At 64.6% G+C, this 17,846-nt stretch carries 14 protein-coding genes and 1 pseudogene; 10 read left to right on the forward strand and 5 right to left on the reverse strand.

All coding sequences use genetic code 11. From position 1 onward, the window contains the following. The first annotated feature begins 7 nt into the window (after positions 1-7). Together SH602x_RS05875 and SH602x_RS05880 are read left to right on the forward strand one after the other, a co-directional pair. Positions 8-301, forward strand: a complete 294-nt coding sequence (locus tag SH602x_RS05875; RefSeq protein WP_479477097.1) for a toll/interleukin-1 receptor domain-containing protein — start codon at positions 8-10, stop codon at positions 299-301. 54 nt (positions 302-355) lie between these two features. Continuing rightward, positions 356-1,723, forward strand: coding sequence for a transposase (locus SH602x_RS05880; RefSeq protein ID WP_479472927.1), 1,368 nt, complete (start codon positions 356-358; stop codon positions 1,721-1,723). A gap of 249 nt (positions 1,724-1,972) precedes the next feature. Here the strand turns inward: SH602x_RS05880 and SH602x_RS05885 are convergent. Then, a pseudogene (locus tag SH602x_RS05885) lies at positions 1,973-2,653 on the reverse strand (IS5 family transposase); the annotation flags it as partial. Between the two features lie 590 nt (positions 2,654-3,243). Next, complete coding sequence (locus SH602x_RS05890; RefSeq protein ID WP_479472661.1) at positions 3,244-4,611, reverse strand: transposase; 1,368 nt, start codon at positions 4,609-4,611, stop codon at positions 3,244-3,246. A 324-nt stretch (positions 4,612-4,935) separates the two neighbouring features. Here SH602x_RS05890 and SH602x_RS05895 point away from each other — a divergent pair, with 324 nt between their 5' ends. Together SH602x_RS05895 and SH602x_RS05900 are read left to right on the forward strand one after the other, a co-directional pair. Continuing rightward, on the forward strand, positions 4,936-5,316 hold the full coding sequence (locus SH602x_RS05895; protein WP_479472974.1) for an IS5 family transposase: 381 nt from the start codon (positions 4,936-4,938) through the stop codon (positions 5,314-5,316). Beyond that, positions 5,226-5,789 (forward strand): IS5 family transposase, encoded by a 564-nt coding sequence (locus SH602x_RS05900; RefSeq protein ID WP_479472975.1) that lies wholly within the window; start codon positions 5,226-5,228, stop codon positions 5,787-5,789. Before SH602x_RS05895 ends, SH602x_RS05900 begins: the two co-directional genes overlap by 91 nt. 1,811 nt (positions 5,790-7,600) lie before the next feature. Here the strand turns inward: SH602x_RS05900 and SH602x_RS05905 are convergent. Together SH602x_RS05905 and SH602x_RS05910 are read right to left on the reverse strand one after the other, a co-directional pair. Continuing rightward, positions 7,601-8,959, reverse strand: coding sequence for a hypothetical protein (locus SH602x_RS05905; RefSeq protein ID WP_479475904.1), 1,359 nt, complete (start codon positions 8,957-8,959; stop codon positions 7,601-7,603). A gap of 82 nt (positions 8,960-9,041) precedes the next feature. Next, complete coding sequence (locus tag SH602x_RS05910) at positions 9,042-9,431, reverse strand: hypothetical protein (RefSeq protein ID WP_479475905.1); 390 nt, start codon at positions 9,429-9,431, stop codon at positions 9,042-9,044. A 427-nt stretch (positions 9,432-9,858) separates the two neighbouring features. On the opposite strand from SH602x_RS05910, the gene SH602x_RS05915 reads away from it, so the two are divergent. From SH602x_RS05915 to SH602x_RS05935, 5 genes are all read left to right on the forward strand, one after another. Beyond that, complete coding sequence (locus tag SH602x_RS05915) at positions 9,859-11,562, forward strand: chemotaxis protein CheA (RefSeq protein WP_479475906.1); 1,704 nt, start codon at positions 9,859-9,861, stop codon at positions 11,560-11,562. Between the two features lie 49 nt (positions 11,563-11,611). Beyond that, positions 11,612-12,109, forward strand: coding sequence for a chemotaxis protein CheW (locus SH602x_RS05920; protein WP_479475907.1), 498 nt, complete (start codon positions 11,612-11,614; stop codon positions 12,107-12,109). 153 nt (positions 12,110-12,262) lie between these two features. Continuing rightward, positions 12,263-14,032, forward strand: a complete 1,770-nt coding sequence (locus SH602x_RS05925) for a methyl-accepting chemotaxis protein (RefSeq protein ID WP_479475908.1) — start codon at positions 12,263-12,265, stop codon at positions 14,030-14,032. Between the two features lie 141 nt (positions 14,033-14,173). Then, positions 14,174-15,043: a CheR family methyltransferase gene (locus SH602x_RS05930; RefSeq protein ID WP_479475909.1), complete on the forward strand. Its 870-nt coding sequence runs from the start codon at positions 14,174-14,176 to the stop codon at positions 15,041-15,043. Beyond that, on the forward strand, positions 15,040-16,254 hold the full coding sequence (locus SH602x_RS05935) for a chemotaxis protein CheB (RefSeq protein WP_479475910.1): 1,215 nt from the start codon (positions 15,040-15,042) through the stop codon (positions 16,252-16,254). Before SH602x_RS05930 ends, SH602x_RS05935 begins: the two co-directional genes overlap by 4 nt. A gap of 283 nt (positions 16,255-16,537) precedes the next feature. On the opposite strand, the gene SH602x_RS05940 is transcribed toward SH602x_RS05935, so the two are convergent. Continuing rightward, complete coding sequence (locus SH602x_RS05940; RefSeq protein WP_479475911.1) at positions 16,538-17,008, reverse strand: chemotaxis protein CheX; 471 nt, start codon at positions 17,006-17,008, stop codon at positions 16,538-16,540. Positions 17,009-17,341: 333 nt separating this feature from the next. Between SH602x_RS05940 and SH602x_RS05945 the strand changes: the two genes are divergently transcribed. Then, positions 17,342-17,719 carry a hypothetical protein gene (locus SH602x_RS05945; protein ID WP_479475912.1) on the forward strand — a complete coding sequence of 126 codons (378 nt, stop codon included), beginning with the start codon at positions 17,342-17,344 and terminating at the stop codon, positions 17,717-17,719. Positions 17,720-17,846: the final 127 nt, after the last annotated feature.

The following is a 17,846-nucleotide window of genomic DNA, read 5'->3' on the forward strand; positions in this document are numbered from 1 at the left end:
AGCTCCCATCTTTCTCGATCGAGAAGAGTTCGCGAGCGCGGCGAAGTTGGACGATGCGATTCAGGCAGCGCTCTCCAAATCGGCATGCATCATCGTCTTATGTTCGCCGTCGTCGTCGACTTCCCCGTACGTGAACGAAGAGATACGCCGCTTCAAAGCGATGGGGCGAGGCTCCAAGGTTTTCGCCCTGCTCCTTCGCGGCGAACCTAACGCTGAAAAGCGGGGCTTCGACGCGCGACTGGAATGTTTCCCGCCTGCTCTTGTTACTGAGTTCGATTCGAACGGCCTAGCAGCCCGTTGATTTTCGCCCTGCCTGCGCTATCCTCGCGTGATCTCGACGCGGGGAGAAATCGCGATGGGCCTGGGTAAACGCAAGCGTGAGACGCAGGGGACGTTCTGGGTTGCGACGGACAAGCTGGGGAGCGGTCCGCGAAACGTCTTCTACGATCGGCTGAACGGGCTGCTGGCCGAGATCGACTTCGACGGGCGGCTGGAAGCGGCCGCGGCGCCCTACTACGAGACGACCGGACGAAAGGGTCTCGCGCCGGGCGTCTACTTCCGGATGCTGTTCATCGGCTACTTCGAGGGGATCGACAGCCAGCGCGGCATCGCCTGGCGCTGCGACGACAGTCGCTCGCTGGCCCGCTTCCTGGGCTACGGCCCTGGCGAAGAGACGCCGGACCATTCGACGCTCACGCTGACGCGGAACCGTCTGCCGCTGGATATCCACCAGCTCGCGTTCGAACTGGTCCTCGCCCTTTGTCACGAGAAGGGACTGCTGAAGGGCAAGACGCTCGGCGTCGACGCCAGCGATCTCGAAGCGAACGCTGCGATGAAGTCGATCGTCCGGCGCGACTCCGGCGACGACTGGCGGGAGTACGTTCGCAAGCTGTACGAAGCCCAGACGGGCGTGAGCGACCCGGACGACGAGGAGCTTCGTCGCTTCGACAAGAAGCGGACGGACAAGAAGGTCTCCAACGACGACTGGGTCAACCCGCACGATCCCGACGCCCGCATCGGGAAGATGAAGGACGGGCGGACGCATCTGAAGTACAAGGTCGAGCACGCCGTCGATCTGGAGACCGACGTGATCGTCGCGGCGGAGGTCTACGAAGGGACCGCGGGCGACTGCCAGACCATCGAGGACACCGTGAACGCGGCGCGGACGAACCTGCGCGAAGCGGGCACGGGCTGCGACGTGGAAGAGGTGGCGGCGGACAAGGGCTATCACAGCGAAGAGTCGCTCGACCGGCTGCAGCACGAGACGCACGTGCGGACGTATATTCCGCAGCCGAAGCGAGCGAAGTCTCGGAAGCGAAAACGCAAGCCGCCTCGTCGTCAGGCGGCCTATCGTCGCAATCGCCGGAACGCGCGCGGGCGCCGCGGTCGCAGGCTGCAGCGTCTACGAAGCGAGAAGGTCGAGCGGACGTTCGCGCACGTGCTCGAGACCGGCGGATCGCGTCGGACCTGGCTTCGCGGGCTCGCGAAGATCCGCAAGCGCTATCTCGTCGCCGCCGTCGCCTACAACCTCGGACGGATCCTGCGGCGACTGCTCGGAGCGGGCAAGCCGAAACAGTTCGGAGACCTGTGCGAGGCGCTTTCTGCCACTTTTCGACTCTCCAGCTTCGCCCATTTCGCCGCCAGATCGCATCGAGCGATCCTCAGCATCTCGATCGCCGTCCGGCTCCCGCTCCTGATGCCTCGACGCTCAGCGACCTTTTGAACGCTCAAGCTCTCGCGACCAGGGAAATCAACGGACTGCTAGCGACCGGCTCCAGTGCGGAACCTCTAGCGGCGGACCTTCGCGAGGGAGGCGACGGCTGGCAGCTGGCCATTCAGAAGCTGATCGCAGCGACTTTGGGAGTCGAACTCGACCTGCTGAGACATCGATTGCAGCGGCAGGCACGGCGACGCATCCTGCGGACGATCGCCGCGGCTGGAGCGCTGATGGCGTCGCTGGTCCTAGAGCCTGTTATGAACTTTCAGGCAGGTGTTCGGCGAGTCGTCGGAGCAGGATCGCGGTCATGGCGAGCCAATGCCAGCCGGCGACGACTTCGGCGAGTCGTTCGTAGTCGCGGGCCAGTCGCCGTGAGCGACCGAGCCAGGCGAACGTTCGCTCGACGACCCATCGTCTAGGCAACAGCACGAACCCCCGTTTCGCGGTCGCATGCTTCACGACTTCCAGTTCGATTCCTTTCGCCGCCGCGGCGTCGCGGGCGGCTTCGCCCGTGTAGCCCTGGTCGACGTAGGCCAGAGTCACCGTTTCGCCGGTTGCGGCCTGCACCTGCTCGGCCAAAGCGGCGACTTGCTGCCGTTCCTGTTCGTTCGCGGACGTGACCGTGAGAGCCAGCAGATGGCCGAGCGTATCGACCGCTGCATGAACCTTCGAGCCGTTCTTCCGCTTGGCGCCGTCGTAGCCCGCGCGACCGCCGCTCTCGGGGGTCGACTGGAGCGTGCGACCGTCGAGGATCGCGGCGGTCGGCTGGGCGCTCCGACCCTGCAACGTTCGAGCGAGCTCCCGCAGGTCGTGCGCCATGGCCTCGAAGACGCCTGCCGCGAGCCAGCGCCGGGCCTGCTGATAGACCGCGGCCCACGGCGGAAACTCGTGCGGCATGAAACGCCACTGGGCGCCTGTCCGGTCGATTGGCTGGAGCTCTGATCCGTTCAAGAGCTCGACGACCAGCTCACTAACGAGAATCGCGAAGTGAAATCCCGCTACGACCGTGAGGCGGAGTTCATTCAACTTGGTGCTCGAGTCGAGAAACGAAGTAGCTATGCTCAGCCCCTCTTCGTATCGTACAGGACGTGGACGCCGATGACTGCAGGTATCGGTGCGTCGGGATCGCGTCTCCCGATCACGGAGCCTCCTGCACGCTTCGCCACGCGGAACCGCTTCGCGCGGGGCGGCGGAGGACGTAGCGGCGGCTGGGAAGCCTGGCTGCCGCATCGAAAAGGCACTGTTTCGCGGAACTACTGACGCCGCTACGAGCAGATGCTTATCCAGGGTCCGACGAACTCGGACGTGCGGGCGCGACTTGACATCTCGACCGGAAAAGTGCCTGGACTCCTCGGTGATCCAGGGAAGAAAGGATCTTGACATGAAAGGCTTATGCGCGCTTAACCTTTGGTAAAACACACCGCTGTTCTTACTGTCCGCCTGCTTCCCGGCTCTTTTCCGCATGCGGAAATGGCCGCTCTCGCTTAACAGTCCGTTGATTTCCCTGTTCGCGAGAGCCTGAGCGTTCAAAAGGTCGCTGAGCGTCGAGGCATCAGGAGCGGGAGCCGGACGGCGACCGAGATGCTTAAGATCGCTCGATGCGATCCGACGGCGAAATCAGCGAAGCTGGAGAGCCCAAACGCGGCGGAAAGCGCTGCTCCCAGTTCTCCGAACTGTTTCGGCTTACCGGCGCCGAGGAGTTGGCGCAGGATCCGTCCCAAGTTGTAAGCGACGGCGGCGACGAGGTAGCGCTTGCGGATCTTGGCCAGCCCGCGAAGCCAGGTTCTCCTGCCGCCGCCCGTTTCGAGCACGTGCGCGAACGTCCGCTCGACCTTCTCGCTTCGTAGACGCTGCAGCCTGCGACCGCGACGTCCGCGCGCGTTCCGGCGATTGCGACGATAGGCCGCCTGACGACTCGGCGGCTTGCGTTTTCGCTTCCGAGACTTCGCTCGCTTCGGCTGCGGAATATACGTCCGCACGTGCGTCTCGTGCTGCAGCCGGTCGAGCGACTCTTCGCTGTGATAGCCCTTGTCCGCCGCGACCTCTTCCACGTCGCAGCCCGTGCCCGCCTCGCGCAGGTTCGTTCGCGCGGCGTTCACGGTATCTTCGATCGTCCGGCAGTCGCCGGCGGTCCCTTCGTAGACTTCCGCCGCGACGATCACGTCCGTCTCCAGATCGACGGCGTGTTCGACCTTGTACTTGAGATGCGTGCGACCGTCCTTCATCTTCCCGATCCGAGCGTCGGGATCGTGCGGATTGACCCACTCGTCGTTGGAGACCTTCTTGTCCTTCCGCTTCCTGTCGAAGCGGCGCAGCTCCTCGTCGTCCGGGTCGCTTACGCCCGTTTCGGCTTCGTAGAGCTTGCGAACGTACTCCTGCCAGTCGTCGCCGTTCTCCCGGCGGACGATCGACTTCATCGAAGCGTTCGCTTCGAGATCGCTGGCGTCGACGCCGAGCGTTTTGCCCTTGAGCAGACCCTTCTCGTGGCAGAGGCCGAGAACCAGGTCGAACGCGAGCTGATGGATCTCCAGCGGCAGCCGGTTTCGCGTCAGCGTGAGCGTCGAATGGTCCGGCGTCTCCTCGCCGGGACCGAAGCCCAGGAAACGGGCCAGCGAGCGACTGTCGTCGCAGCGCCAGGCGATGCCGCGCTGGCTGTCGATCCCCTCGAAGTAACCGATGAACAGCATCCGGAAGTAGACGCCCGGCGCCAGGCTCTTTCGCCCCGTCGTTTCGTAGTACGGAGCGGCCGCCTCTTCGAGCCGTCCGTCGAATTCGATCTCGGCCAGCAGCCCGTTCAGACGGTCGTAGAAGACGTTTCGCGGACCGCTCCCCAGCTTGTCCGTCGGAACCCAGAACGTCCCCTGCGTCTCCCGCTTCCGCTTGCCCAAGCCCATCGCGATTCCTCCCCCGCGTCGAGATCACGCGAGGATAGCGCAGGCAGGGCGAAAATCAACGGGCTGTTAAACCTGCTGTCGGTGACGAGCTGAAGGAGGATCGTCACCACCCAAGCCCGGGTCGGGACTTCTTTGGCAGACGCCGGCACCGTCGTGTATGGTGCGATGCGCGAGCGGGCGGACGTTCAGGTGCAGGGGTAACTACCGTGCGATCGACGTCCAGTCCCCGCTAGGCTCTGTTTGAGAACTGCACTTTCCTGATCCCGATCGCTCGTCGCAAGATAGTTCTTTCGACGGACGTGGACTGGCCAGGAGGGCGCGGCGATGGTCGACGAGCGTTTGACGGACGACGAATGGGAGCTGCTCGCGGACGTCTTTCCGCCGCCGGCGAAGACGGGCCGTCCGCGATCGAACTGGCGGCAGGCGCTCGACGGCATGCTGTGGATCGCTCGGGCGGGCTGTCGCTGGCGCGATCTGCCGGAATCGGACTTCGGGCCGTGGGAGACGGTCTACGGACTGTTCAACCAATGGAACTCCGACGGCACGCTCGACGAGATCGTGCGACGTCTGCAGGCCGCTCACGTCGACGTCGGGAACCTGGCGCTCGACCTCTGGTGCGTCGACGGGACGATCGTGCGTGCTCATCGCTGCGCCGCGGGCGGCGGAAAAAAACGGACGCGCGCGAGCCTCGCGACCACGCGTTAGGCCGCTCTCGCGGCGGGTTCTCCACGAAGATTCACGTTCTCTGCGACGGTCGCGGGTTGCCGCTGCACTTCCACCTGACGGCAGGACAGGCTCACGAGACGACGGCGTTCGAGGACTTGCTGGCCGGCGCCGACGAGCGGCTGGTCGACGACGAAGGGACGCCGGTCGCCTGGCCTGTCGCGATCGCCGGCGACAAGGGCTACCGCGCCGACTGGATCGACGCCTGTCTGCTCGAAACGGGCATCCGTCCGGTCGTGCCGTCGAAGAAGAACGAGGATCTCGACGCGCGGCCGGTCGAGTTCGACCGCGAAGCCTATCGTCGCCGCAACGTCGTCGAGCGGCTGATCGGCTGGCTGAAGGAGTTCCGCCGGGTCTTCTCGCGATTCGACAAGACGGCCGTCAACTTCGGCGGCATGATCAAACTCGCCTTCCTCAGAAGACTGCTGCGACTCGCCATCCCTCGCACGAATTGAGGCGTTTCAAAACAGAGCCTAATTGCGGCGACGCCAGCCGCTTCGAGTTCGGCGATCCGGGCGCGGAACGGCACGAGATGCGTATCGAGCTGGGCCCCCTGCCCTGGCAAGTCGAAGGGCGCTCGTTTGCGGTATTCCTCATCGACTTCCTGCACGTACCATCGCAGGAGTGCCAGTTCGCGCTGCTGATCGCTCGCGTTTTCCGACCACTCCAGATAACGCTCGACTCCGACTTCGCTGAGGTAGTTCGTGAAGCGCGGATAACTCTTGATCACGCCCATTCGCGATTCGACATGGACCTCCGGCTCGAGGATCTCTTCGACGAGCCTTATGACTCGATCGCCGACGCTGAGATCTAAACGACGCGACCAGACTTCCGACCAGGAATAGCGGGGATCGTCGCGATGCTTCACCAGAGCTAACGCTGCCGGGCGACCGCGTGCGACGAGTTCCTCGCTCGCAGCTTCGACCTGCGGATGGACTTGCCCGTCGCCGTCGAACGGATCAGTGGCCGGCTCCGGCTCGGGCGAGACCAGCCGTTCCACCAGTTCGTCGATGCTCAGCTTCTTGAGATCGACTTCGGACTCTGCCGCTTTTTGGCCAGCCTGCTCCCACGCCTCTGCGATCCAAGTCGGGCGAAGTTCGTCCAGATCCCACGCAGCCAGGATCTCCGACGGATTCCCGGCGCTCCGCTCGTAGCTAAGTAGCCGATGTTCGCGTTCGACGGAGCGCGCCTCTGACGCTTCGAGAGCCGATTCGAGCTCGCGGTACCAGGGAAGCAGATTCATGTTGTGAACGCTGCAGAGATGGGCGGAGCAGTTTCCCTCGTGACTGCAGATGACCTGCGCGGTCATGAGCGTCTCGCTGCCGCTGAACCCCGGAGAGAAACCCGATGCGTGCTTGAGGGATAGCAGTCCGGCAAGCGTCTCGGGGGAAAGTTGAACGTCGCGATAGACGAGGAGCGTCTCAGGTTCGTTGCCTATGCTGGAAGAATGGAACGCGTCCCCTCGGTCATCGACGTAGATAACCTCGTAGTCGCTCGCGCCTCGCATCCATTCGAACCAGATCAGGTATTGCTCCGGAGTGGTTTCGATGCCTTCCGCGGTTCTGCGTGCATCCATCTCGGCGATAAGAGCATCTTCCAACTCGACGATGCCCTCTGCTTCGTCGAGCGGAACGGTCTGCGGAAGCTCGCCGTCGCGAGCCGCGCGCAGTGTCTTCAGAAGTTCCGGTATTTCCACCTCGTACGCCCAGTACTTGTTGAAGCGCTTCGGGTTCCGGGGCATCAGCAGGCGAAACGTCTCGACCGAATCGAGGTCTTCTTTCGCCAGATCGACGTCGTAGACGATGATCGTCCGGCTGATTTCTTCCTGCAAATCTCCGCGGTTCCAGTACTCTCGTGGATGGTCGAGAAACTCATTTTCGCTCCCGGGCCAGCGACCGGTCGCTTCCACGAACTCCTTAAGCTCGATCGCGGCGCTCGCGAACGCTTTGCCGTTGTAGTTCGACTCGTAAATGCCCAGGATCCTCCACCGCCCGTAGCCGCAGACGGCGGTGAGTACGGCCAGGATGGTGAATCCGACCAGCAGCACGATACGGAGGTATCGACGCGAAGAGGGCATTGCAATGCTTTCGCCCGATTTGCCCACTAGCCTGCCTTCCTCGCTGTCGAAACCGGGTGAACGGGCAGTCCACGGCGGAGGCGCCGACCGATCGTCGTAGCGACGACTCTCTTCTCGCAAAGCTTTTCGACGAAGCTCACGCGATCCGCTGAGGCGTCAGGACCGAGACACGCGTGCGATCGCTGAACGTCATTCGTTCTGGAGCAGCTTGGCCATCGCGTCGGTCAGCGTGCGTTCGACGCCGGGCGAGACGTGGGAGGCGCTGGGGCTCGTCTCGTACCCCCCCTGGCTGTAGGCGATCTCGGTGCCGATGTAGCCCATGGCATAGTCGCCGTAGGCCGCCATCACGACGAACAGGTCGGGCCGCAACTTCTGCGCGGCGAGCTGGTACTCGACGAACAGTTCGCCCGGCAGATGCAGCGCCCGCGCCTTGCCCAGCGAGAGGCAGCCGACGTCGATCGCGTCGCCGGTCCGGCAGCGCCGCAGCCAGATCAGATGCTTCGCGGCATGGAAGCGTGCGTCAGGCTTCGCCGACTCGTCCTGAACGATCGCGAGCAGCGCCTCTTCGTCGAGATGCTCCGAAACGGGCAGTACGACGGACTCGACCTGCCAGTCGACGTCGGCGGCGGAGATCGGCTGCTTCTCCGTGCTCTCCCACGCCTTGCGCATCCCCTCGGCGACGCGATCGGCGAGGATCTGGCGCTTCTCGGGCGAGCCGTCGTTCCACTTCCCGGCGCCGATGTTGCCGCCCGCGCCGTTGAAGTGGATGTGCGGCGTCTTCGTTTCGGATTCTCTCGCGTTCCGAGCCAGTCCCGGGAAATCCGGATTGGCCAGACCCGTGCGGTAATAGCTCTGCGGATGGGTGGCGTAGTAGGTGAGCGCCGCGATCGGACGCTCGCCGTTCCAGAAGCTGATCATCTTCAGTTCCGGATCGATCGTGCCGACCGGGAAGGCACGAACCGCCGGGTCGCGGGTCGCCGTGTAGCGAGTGTGGAGCACCTTTCCGTCCTCGCCCAGGATCCGGCGGTTGGACGCGACCTCCTCCACGATCCCTACGCCGAGTCCCAGATGCGTGACCGGTTCGGCGGAGGCGAGCGCTCGTTCGACCGCCTTGGCCGCCCGATCGACGGCGTCGCGTGCGAACGGAACGTCGAAGCCCGCGCCCCGCAAACCGTGCTGGGCGAGCAGCTCGTCGGCGTCGAAGTCGACCTCCGGAGCGTCGTGCTGGTGCAAGGCGTGGACGGCCACGCGCTGGGGCGAGGTTCCCGCGGCAGACGCCAGTCGCGTGCGGAAGGCTTCGTAGCCGCCGTTGCCGACGCCGATCCAGTCGAGCGCGCACAGCACGATCGGCTCTCCGGCGCCGGCGATCACGACGCCCCGGCAGCGCAGCGACGTCTCGATCCCTTTCGTCGGATCGTACGCCAGCGGGCTGCCGAGCGGCGGCGAGACGTCGATGTCGAAGACGCCCGCCCGCAAGTCGTCGGCGCTCGTCGCGCTGCAAGCGAACAGAGTCAGTCCAACGCAGAGAAGGATCGCGCGTCGAAGCATGGTCGATGCGTCTCCGAAGAATGCAGGAGTCTCTTCTACGGGAGCCTAATCTAACCCTTCACCGGGCAGGACAGGAAAGAATTCAATCGGCATTGACTGATGGCTTGAGCGAAGCCGACCGATACCCATTCTTAGCGAAACGCACTTCGGCAAATGTCGAAACGCTCGCTGCCCCGTGCAATTCGTCGTTGGTGAAGGCGTTCGCAGGGGTCGTCGCGGAATCCGCGGCGGCCCCTTTTTTCGTTCGCTGCGTTGAGCATGCGGCGGACGAAAGCGGCCTTGGTCGGAATAGAAGATCGCGCTCCGTCGAGTCGGCGATTCCCGAATTCGGAAGTCGATCTGAAACTGCGTGTAGAGACTCGGTATCCAGGCTGGTCGGAACGCCGGGCGACGTGCGGTAGTAATCTCCGATGAAGAAGTGGGAGTCTCCCGCGAGCACGTTGATCGGCGGCGTGAGCTTGTACGACGCCAAAGCTCAATCTCCGACCCCAGATGCGCGCTCCCTGTCGGGACGCCTGGGGTGAGGGGTGCATCGTCACGCCGAACGGACCGTTGTCCAGCTTCGCCAGGAAGAATCTTGTCCGCGGAGACGACCTTCGGCCTTGCGGCGCTTTTCCCGCCTGCGCCCGTCGGTACGCCGATGCGTGGTTCCTATAGCCGTCACCGAATGCATGCGGCGTCTGGATCGCATAGGCGCACCCGTCGACGCATCGAACTCCGCTAGGAAAAGTTCCGGTAATCGGCAGCGGTTCGCTAACCGTAGGCAATGCTCGTACATCGAGAGTCGGGCCGCGACCGAGGGCAGTCGCCGCGGAACGATCTTCGAGCCGTTCGCTTAATTGCGCGACTGCCCGCGCTGCGCCGATGTTCCATCGGTCAGCGCTCAATAGGGCTCGGGCATGGCGACGCTAGTCGAAACGGGCGATCTGCTCGACGAGTTCTTCGAGGAGTGCTCCGAGCACCTGCACGCCATCGAGCAGGGGCTCGGCTCCCTGCGGAGTTCCGCCGGCGATCAGGACCTGCTCCATCGCATCTTTCGCGCGGCCCATACGATCAAGGGCAACTGCGCGATGTTCGGTCTCGCGACCGAGGCCGAGTTCACGCACGGCATCGAATCGCTGCTCGACGCGCTTCGCGACGGCAGGTCCGACGCGGCGTCCCATGCGGATCTGCTGCTGGCGTCGTTCGACTGCCTGACCGCGATGCTCGAAGCGGCACGCGGAATCGGCGAAGCGCCTGCGAATTCGCATGAGCTGCTGCATCGGTTGAAGACCTCGATCGGCGATCCTGCTTCTGAAGAATCGATCGACGCCGCCGCGAACCCAGCGCCCGCAACGCTTCCTGCGGCGCCTGAGTCTGCCGCGGCGAGGGAAACCGACGCCGCGTCGTCGCACGACGTCGGCCATGCGAAACAGGACAAGCCTGCGGAAGGAAACGAATCGATCCGCGTCGCAGTGGCGAAGCTCGAGTCGCTGCTGAACCTGGCGGGCGAACTCGCGATCGCGAACTCGGCGCTGAAGGAACTGATCGGCCTGGCTCCGCCGGAGGTCGCGGCGACGCTGACCGACGCGCTCTCGGAAGTCGGTCGCACGACGCGCGTGGTCCAGGAGCACGTCTTCGCGCTCCGGATGGTTCCGATCGAGACGGGACTTCGCCGATTGCCGCGTCTGATCCGGTATCTATCGGACAGCCTGGGCAAGCCGCTTAACCTGGCGCTGACCGGCGGCGAGGTCGAACTCGACAAGCGCCTGGTCGAACAGATCGTCGATCCGCTCACTCATCTGATCCGCAACGCCGCCGATCACGGCGTCGAAGCTCCTGCGGAACGGACCGCCGCCGGGAAATCGGTCGAAGGGACGATTCGCCTGGCCGTGAAGCAGGAGGGACAGAACGTCGTCCTGACGCTGGCCGACGACGGCAAGGGGCTCGACGTCGATCGCATCCGCCGCAAGGCCGTCGACCGGAAGCTGGTTCGCAAGGACGAAGAGCTATCCGAGAGTCAGGCCCTCGATCTGATTTTTCGACCGGGCTTCTCGACCGCCGAGGTCGTCACCGACCTTTCCGGTCGCGGCGTCGGCCTGGACGTCGTCCGCCGCAACGTGGACGCCATGGGCGGGTCGATCGCCGTCCGCAGCGAACGGGGCGGAGGCTGCGAATTCCGCATCACGCTTCCGCTGACCACGGCGGTGCTCGACGGACTGGCGATCGAGATCGGCGACGCCGTGGCGATCGCGCCGCTGCTGTCGGTCGTCGAATCGCTTCGACCCGGCTCGGACCGGATCCGCACGATGGCCGGAGCGCACGAGATGCTCCTGCTGCGCGGTCATGCAGCGCCGATCATTCGCCTGGATCGCCTGTTCGATCTGCCGGCCAGAAGCCCGGATCTGACCGAAGGCATCGCGATCGTCGTCGAGCACGACGGGCGCTACGCGGCGCTGACCGCCGATCGACTGGCCGGTCAGGTGCAGGTGGTGCTCAAGAGTCTCGAAGCCAACTATCGCCGCATCGACGGCATCGCCGGCGCCGCGATCCTGGGCGACGGTCGCGTGGCGTTCATTCTGGACGTGCCCGCGCTGGTCAGCCGTGCCGCGCGCGGCGCCTGATCCGTTATCGCTTTCCCGTTTCGTTCCTTCCCTAGAAAGAGAGTTCGCTATGCAGAACGATCTGGCTGCCGACGCGATCGGCGTACGTGACGCCCCCGGGTCGCGGCAGTTGCTGACGTTCACGATTCAGGACGAGGAGTACGGGATCGACATCCTGTTCGTCCAGGAGATCAAGGGTTTCACGCGGATCACGCCCGTGCCCAACGCTCCGCACTTCGTCAAAGGCGTGCTGAACCTGCGCGGTACGGTCGTCCCCACGATCGACCTCCGCGCCCGGTTTCGCATGCCCGAGAGACCGTACGACCAGTTCTCGGTCGTAATCGTCGTCAACGTCGGCTCGCGCGTCGTCGGACTGCTGGTCGACGCCGTGTCGGACGTGCTGGAACTTCAGCCCGCGGACGTCTCCGCGACGCCCGACATCGCGGGCGGCACGGCCACCTGCTGTTCGGCGATGGGTCGCCTGGGCGATCGCATCGTCATGATCTTGGACCTGGACTTGCTGCTCGACGCCGTGGAACTTCGCGACGTCGAAGGCGCGGCCGCGTAAGCGCGACCGTCACTTACTATCTGCGGCCGCGTAAGCGCGACCGCCAAAGTGTACCGAACCCGATCCCGCCGGACCTCGAACGATCGAGACGTCCTGACTCCATCCACAACTTGGCGCGTCGGTAGACGCGTCCCACCTCAGGGGCAGATTGCGATGCAGTGGTTCTATAACCTCAAGACTCTCAAGAAATTGTTGCTCGGCTTCTCCGCCGTCTGTGTCCTGATGATCGCCGTCGGCGTCGTCGGGACGCTGAAGCTCGGACAGATGCGGGACATGGTCAGCGACCTGTACGAGCAGGAGACGCTCGGCATCACCGCGGTCAAAAACGCGAACATCTCCCTCGCGATGAGCTGCCGCGCGGTGCGACAGGCCGTCATCACGCCCGAGATGGAAGGAAAGCAGGCCCAGCGGAAGATCGCGACCGCCGAAATCGAGAACCTGCTGACGCAGCTCGACGAAACGGAGAAGACGCTCACCACGGACGTCTCCCATAAGTGCATGGCCGACATCCGGGCGAACTTTCCGGAATGGCGGAGCGTGATCGACGTCGCCTTCGATCAAACGCTTAAGGGCGACGACGAGGGCGCCCGGAAGACTCTGAACGACGGAGGCCCCGTCGCCGTGAAGATGATCGCCGCCTTCACCGGCTTGAGCGACGACAAGGTCGCGCGCGGTCGCCAGACCTTCGACGAAGCGAATCAGACGTACGCGACCGCCTTCGCCACGCTCGTCGGCGTCATCGGCGTCGGCGTCGTGATCGCCATCGGCATCGGCTTCTTCATCGCCCGGATCGTCTCGAATCCGCTGCGTCAGGCGGTCGACGTGCTGCGCCAGGTCGCGGCGGGCGACTTCACGGCGGAGCTGAAGATCGACACGAAGGACGAGATGGGCGAAATGGCCGGCGCCCTCAACGACGCGGTCGCCAGGATCCGCGAAGCGCTGATCGACGTCCGGAGCGTCGCCGAGTCGCTCGCCTCGTCGTCGCAGCAGCTCGCCAGCTCTTCGGAAGAGATCTCCAGCGGCGCTCAGGAGCAGGCGTCCAGCCTCGAAGAAACCGCCTCCAGCCTGGAAGAGATCACCTCGACCATCCGTCAGAACGCCGAGAACGCCGGCCAGGCGAACCAGCTTTCCAGCGGCTCGCGAGCCGTCGCCGAAAAGGGCGGAGCCGTCGTCGGCAACGCGGTCGCCGGCATGAAGGAGATCAACGCCGCGTCCAAGAAGATCGCCGACATCATCACCACGATCGACGAGATCGCCTTCCAGACCAACCTGCTGGCGCTCAACGCCGCGGTCGAAGCGGCCCGGGCCGGCGAACAGGGTCGCGGCTTCGCGGTCGTCGCCGGCGAGGTTCGTAACCTCGCTCAGCGCAGCGCCGGAGCGGCCAAGGAGATCAAGGGTCTGATCCAGGACAGCGTCCGCAAGATCGAAGCCGGGTCCGACCTGGTCAACCAGTCGGGCCAGGCGCTCGACGAGATCATCGGCAGCGTGAAGCGGGTGACCGACATCGTGGCGCAGATCTCGTCGGCCTCGCGCGAGCAGGCGACCGGCATCGAGCAGGTCAACAAGGCCGTCTCGCAGATGGACCAGGTCACGCAGTCGAACGCCAGCCAGACCGAAGAGCTTTCCAGCACCGCCGAAGGCCTCGCCGGACAGGCGGAGAATCTGAAGGATCTGGTCCGTCGGTTCACGCTCGAGAAGGAGTCGCAGCGGTCGACCCCGACGAAGATCGAACGGACTCCGGTCCGCGCCGCCAGCAAGCCGGCTCCGTCGTCGGGCAAGTCGAGGAAGAAGCCGAAGCCCAAGGTCAACGGTTCGACGAACGGCCAGGTCAACGGGAACGGTCGCTACCACGACGCGTGGCAGGACGCCGAAGAAGGCGAGCTCGTCGGCTCCGGCGTGGGCGGAACGTTCGAAGAGTTCTGATCGCCAGCCCGGCGATCAGAACTTGGCGACAGGGGCGGGCGTATCGGGGGCAGGATCGCCCGCCCCTCTTTCTTCCTTTCGATTCGAAACGGTTCGCGGCATTCGCACCCGCAAGCCGCCTACTTCCACGGTGAATTTTCGATGACGTCGCTCGCGCCTTCTCCGACCGTCCGCGGCGATCGACCGATCACGGACGAAGAATTCCGCCTGATCCGCGAACTGGTCTACGAAAAGACCGGCATCTCGCTCAGTAACGCCAAGCGGTCGCTGGTGCAGTGTCGCCTGGCGAAGCGGTTACGGGCCCTCTCGCTGCCGGAATATCGCGACTACTACCGCCTGCTCATGTCGCAGACCGGCGCCGGCGGAGAGATGCAGACGATGATCAACTGCATCACCACGAACAAGACCGACTTCTTTCGCGAGCGCCACCACTTCGACTTCCTCTCCGACCTCGTCGCCGCACGAATCGCGCAAGGCGATCGGCGGCCCTGGAGGATCTGGTGCGCCGCCAGCTCGCGCGGTCACGAGCCCTACACGATCGCGATGACGCTGCTCGACGCACTCGCGGGACAGCCGCCTGTCGAGATCAAGATCCTGGCGACCGACATCGATACCGACGTGCTCGCGCATGCCGAGCGCGGCGTCTATACGCTCGACGAAGTCGAAGAGCTCTCGCTCGACCAGAAGCGGCGCTATCTGCTCCGCGGCACGGGCGCCTCGGCAGGCGTCTGCCGCATCAAGCCGGAAGTCCGGTCGCTCGTCACGTTCCGACGCTTCAATCTGGTCCATGATCAGTTGAAACCGAGCCGTCCGTTCGACGCGATCTTTCTGCGCAACGTTCTGATCTACTTCGATCGCGAGACGCAGCAGCGGACGCTCGACGGGCTGCGTCCGGCGCTAATGCCGGAGGGCTACCTGTTCCTCGGGCATTCCGAGAACGTCTGCTGGAAGGAGAGCGGTTACGCTCCCCTCGGCGCGACGATCTATCGCCGAACGGAGTCGCGGACGTGAGCCCTGCGAGCCCGCCTCTTCGTTACGTCGTCGCCGGCGAATACTTCGCTTCCCGGAGTCCGACGGAGCTGCGCACGGTCCTCGGATCGTGCGTCTCCGCCTGCCTGTTCGACGCGACGGCCCGCGTCGGCGGGATGAATCATTTTCTGCTTCCCGGCGCCCTCGGCGATCCGCCGACCGCGCGCTACGGGACGGACGCCATGTCGCTTCTGATCGAGGCGATGGAGCGCGAGGGCGCCGATCCGCGACGGCTGGTCGCCAAGGTCTTCGGAGGTTGCGCGACGCTCTCCCTGGGCGCCGCCGGCGATACGGTCGGGGATCGGAACGCCGCGTTCGTGCGGAGCGATCTCGAAGCCCGACGCATCCCCATCGTCGCTCAGTGTCTGGATCGCGATCGAGCGCTCCGGCTGCGCTTCTTCACCGCCACCGGCAGCGCGCTGGTACAGCGCATGCCGGCGAAGCTATCCGCCGAGAAAGCGAAGCTGCTTACTTCGACGCTTTCGCATGCGCAGCGAACGGCGGCGGGTCGGCCGCCGAAAAAGATCGAGCGGTCGAGTTGCGAACTGATCGCTTCGACCAGTCTGGCCGAACGGGCCGCGACGCAGCGGTCGATCATCGCCATCGGGGCGTCGACGGGCGGAACGGACGCGCTGAAGCGAGTTCTCTCGGCGCTCCCTGCCGATTCGCCGCCGATCGTCGCGGTGCAGCACATGCCGCCTGGCTATACCAAGAGCTTCGCCGAGACGCTCGACCGGGTCTGTAACATTCACGTGCGCGAAGCGGCGGACGGTGACGTCATCAAACCCGGCACGGCCCTGCTCGCCCCGGGCGGTCTGCAGATGGAGGTCAAGCGGCTCGGCGGCGTCAACGTCGTGAAGCTGCGACCGGGGCCGAGAGTCAATCGGTTCCGCCCGTCCGTCGACGTGCTGTTCCATTCGTGTGCCCGCGAGTTCCGTTCGCGAACGGTCGGCGTGCTGCTGACCGGGATGGGGAACGACGGAGCGCAAGGGATGCTGACCCTGCGCAATCAGGGCTGCTATACGATCGCGCAGGACGAAGCCACGAGCGTCGTCTTCGGCATGCCCAAGCATGCAATCGACCTGGGGGCAGCCGTCTGCGTCCTTCCGCTGCACCGCATCCCGCAGCGGATGCTCGAAGCGTCGATATCGGACCCGCGAAGCGCGTCGCAGCGGACGAAATCCCGGGGATGAGCGGCGCCCTTGAGGGGCAGCAGCCGGAGACGTTCGCTCAGCGAGCGAAAGCCTCGAACTGCGTTCAATGCGAGCGAGACAGGCGATCCGGGTGGCCCCGACTGCTCTGCAATCGGGGCGGCGTCAGCCGCAGGAGGAGTACGCTCGGACGTGAGGTCTTGTCCGCAACGTTTTCTTCATCGTCGGGTCTTCTCTCTCGTCGCCTTCGGCGACCCCGATTGCATAGCGATCGCGGCCCCCCGGGGAACCGATGAGCCGAAGAGTTGTGCCTCTAGCTCGCCGCTCAGCAGGGGACGAGCGAGGGAGCCAGGCCGATCTCGACGCAGATGGGGCCGAGGTCCGAATCGAACGGGAGCGTGATCGGCGTCGACTGCGACGGAAAGCTCACCAGATGATTCTTGCCGCAAACGACGGTCGGCAGGCTGATCGAAAGATCCGATTCCTGCAGTCGGGTCTTCGCGGCGCCGGCGATCATGTTGGCGATTTCGCCTACGCAGTCGGTGACGTCGCTATTAAGTCCCTCAGGACGCGTCCCGAGCAAAATCTCGGTCGCCGATATGGCCGTTTCGCGGCCGAGACTTACGACGACCATCCCGTGCAGCGAACCGGAAATTCCGATCATCCCGCTGACTTCGAACTGAGGCGACCGGTTCTGCTTCAACCCGAGCCGACCGCGGTTCAACTCGCACGACAGCATCGTGCGAAAGACTTCGGTCGTGGCCGAGATGAAAGGATTGAAGTATTCCGCGCGCATCTTGTCTCGCCTCTTATTACTTCTGCCGGGATTACCCTCAGGAAAAATGCTAGGTCAGGCTTCCGAGCGCGACGTCGGAAATTCTCCCCTGCGCGGCTCGCAGGGGCGATCGTTTCGCTGGCCCGCCGTCTGCCCTCGCCTTCGTGAAAAAATGGCCTCGCCAAATCCGATACGGTACGAATCGAATGGTATGGTTCGACGCCGCATCGCGGGGATCATTCCTGCGACGGCCCAATATCCGACACCACGCAATCGGGGCAGCGATTCATGTGGTTCTGGAACATCAGCGCGCGGACGGAGCGAGAGCTTCCGTCTTCGCCGTCGCTCGCTGGAATGCGCGTTCTACTGGTCGAAGAAGCTTTCGACCTCCACCGTCGCAACGCGCTCGCGCTTCAGGAGGCTGGAGCGTCGGTCAACCTAGAGTGCTGTTGGCAGTCGGCCTTCGATCACCTCCGCCGACGATCTGGGGAGTACGACGCGGTCGTTTTCGATCTAGACCTCCCCTTGCCCGGTCAGGCGGAAATGACGCGACGCCTGCGCGAAGGCGGGATCGTCGCCTCGATCCTGGGTCTTACCCGGAAGACGGATCGGGAAGTCCGAAACCAGGGGATCGCTCGCGGTTGCGACGCCGTGATTCGCGTGCCGATCGACGGGTCCGAGGTCGCGGCAGCGATCTCCCGGACCCCGGCGCGACAGCGACGGCTCGCTTAAGCCGATCGGCTCGCCCCTGAACCATCGGTTCGGCGCTTCGACGCTGACGGAGCGCGGTCTCCCCGCGCGCGACGTTTCCGTTGCGCGCAGCTTCGCTCTTTCATCGCCCGACGCGGGACGCCGATCG

It is taken from the genome of Lignipirellula cremea (assembly GCF_056501455.1).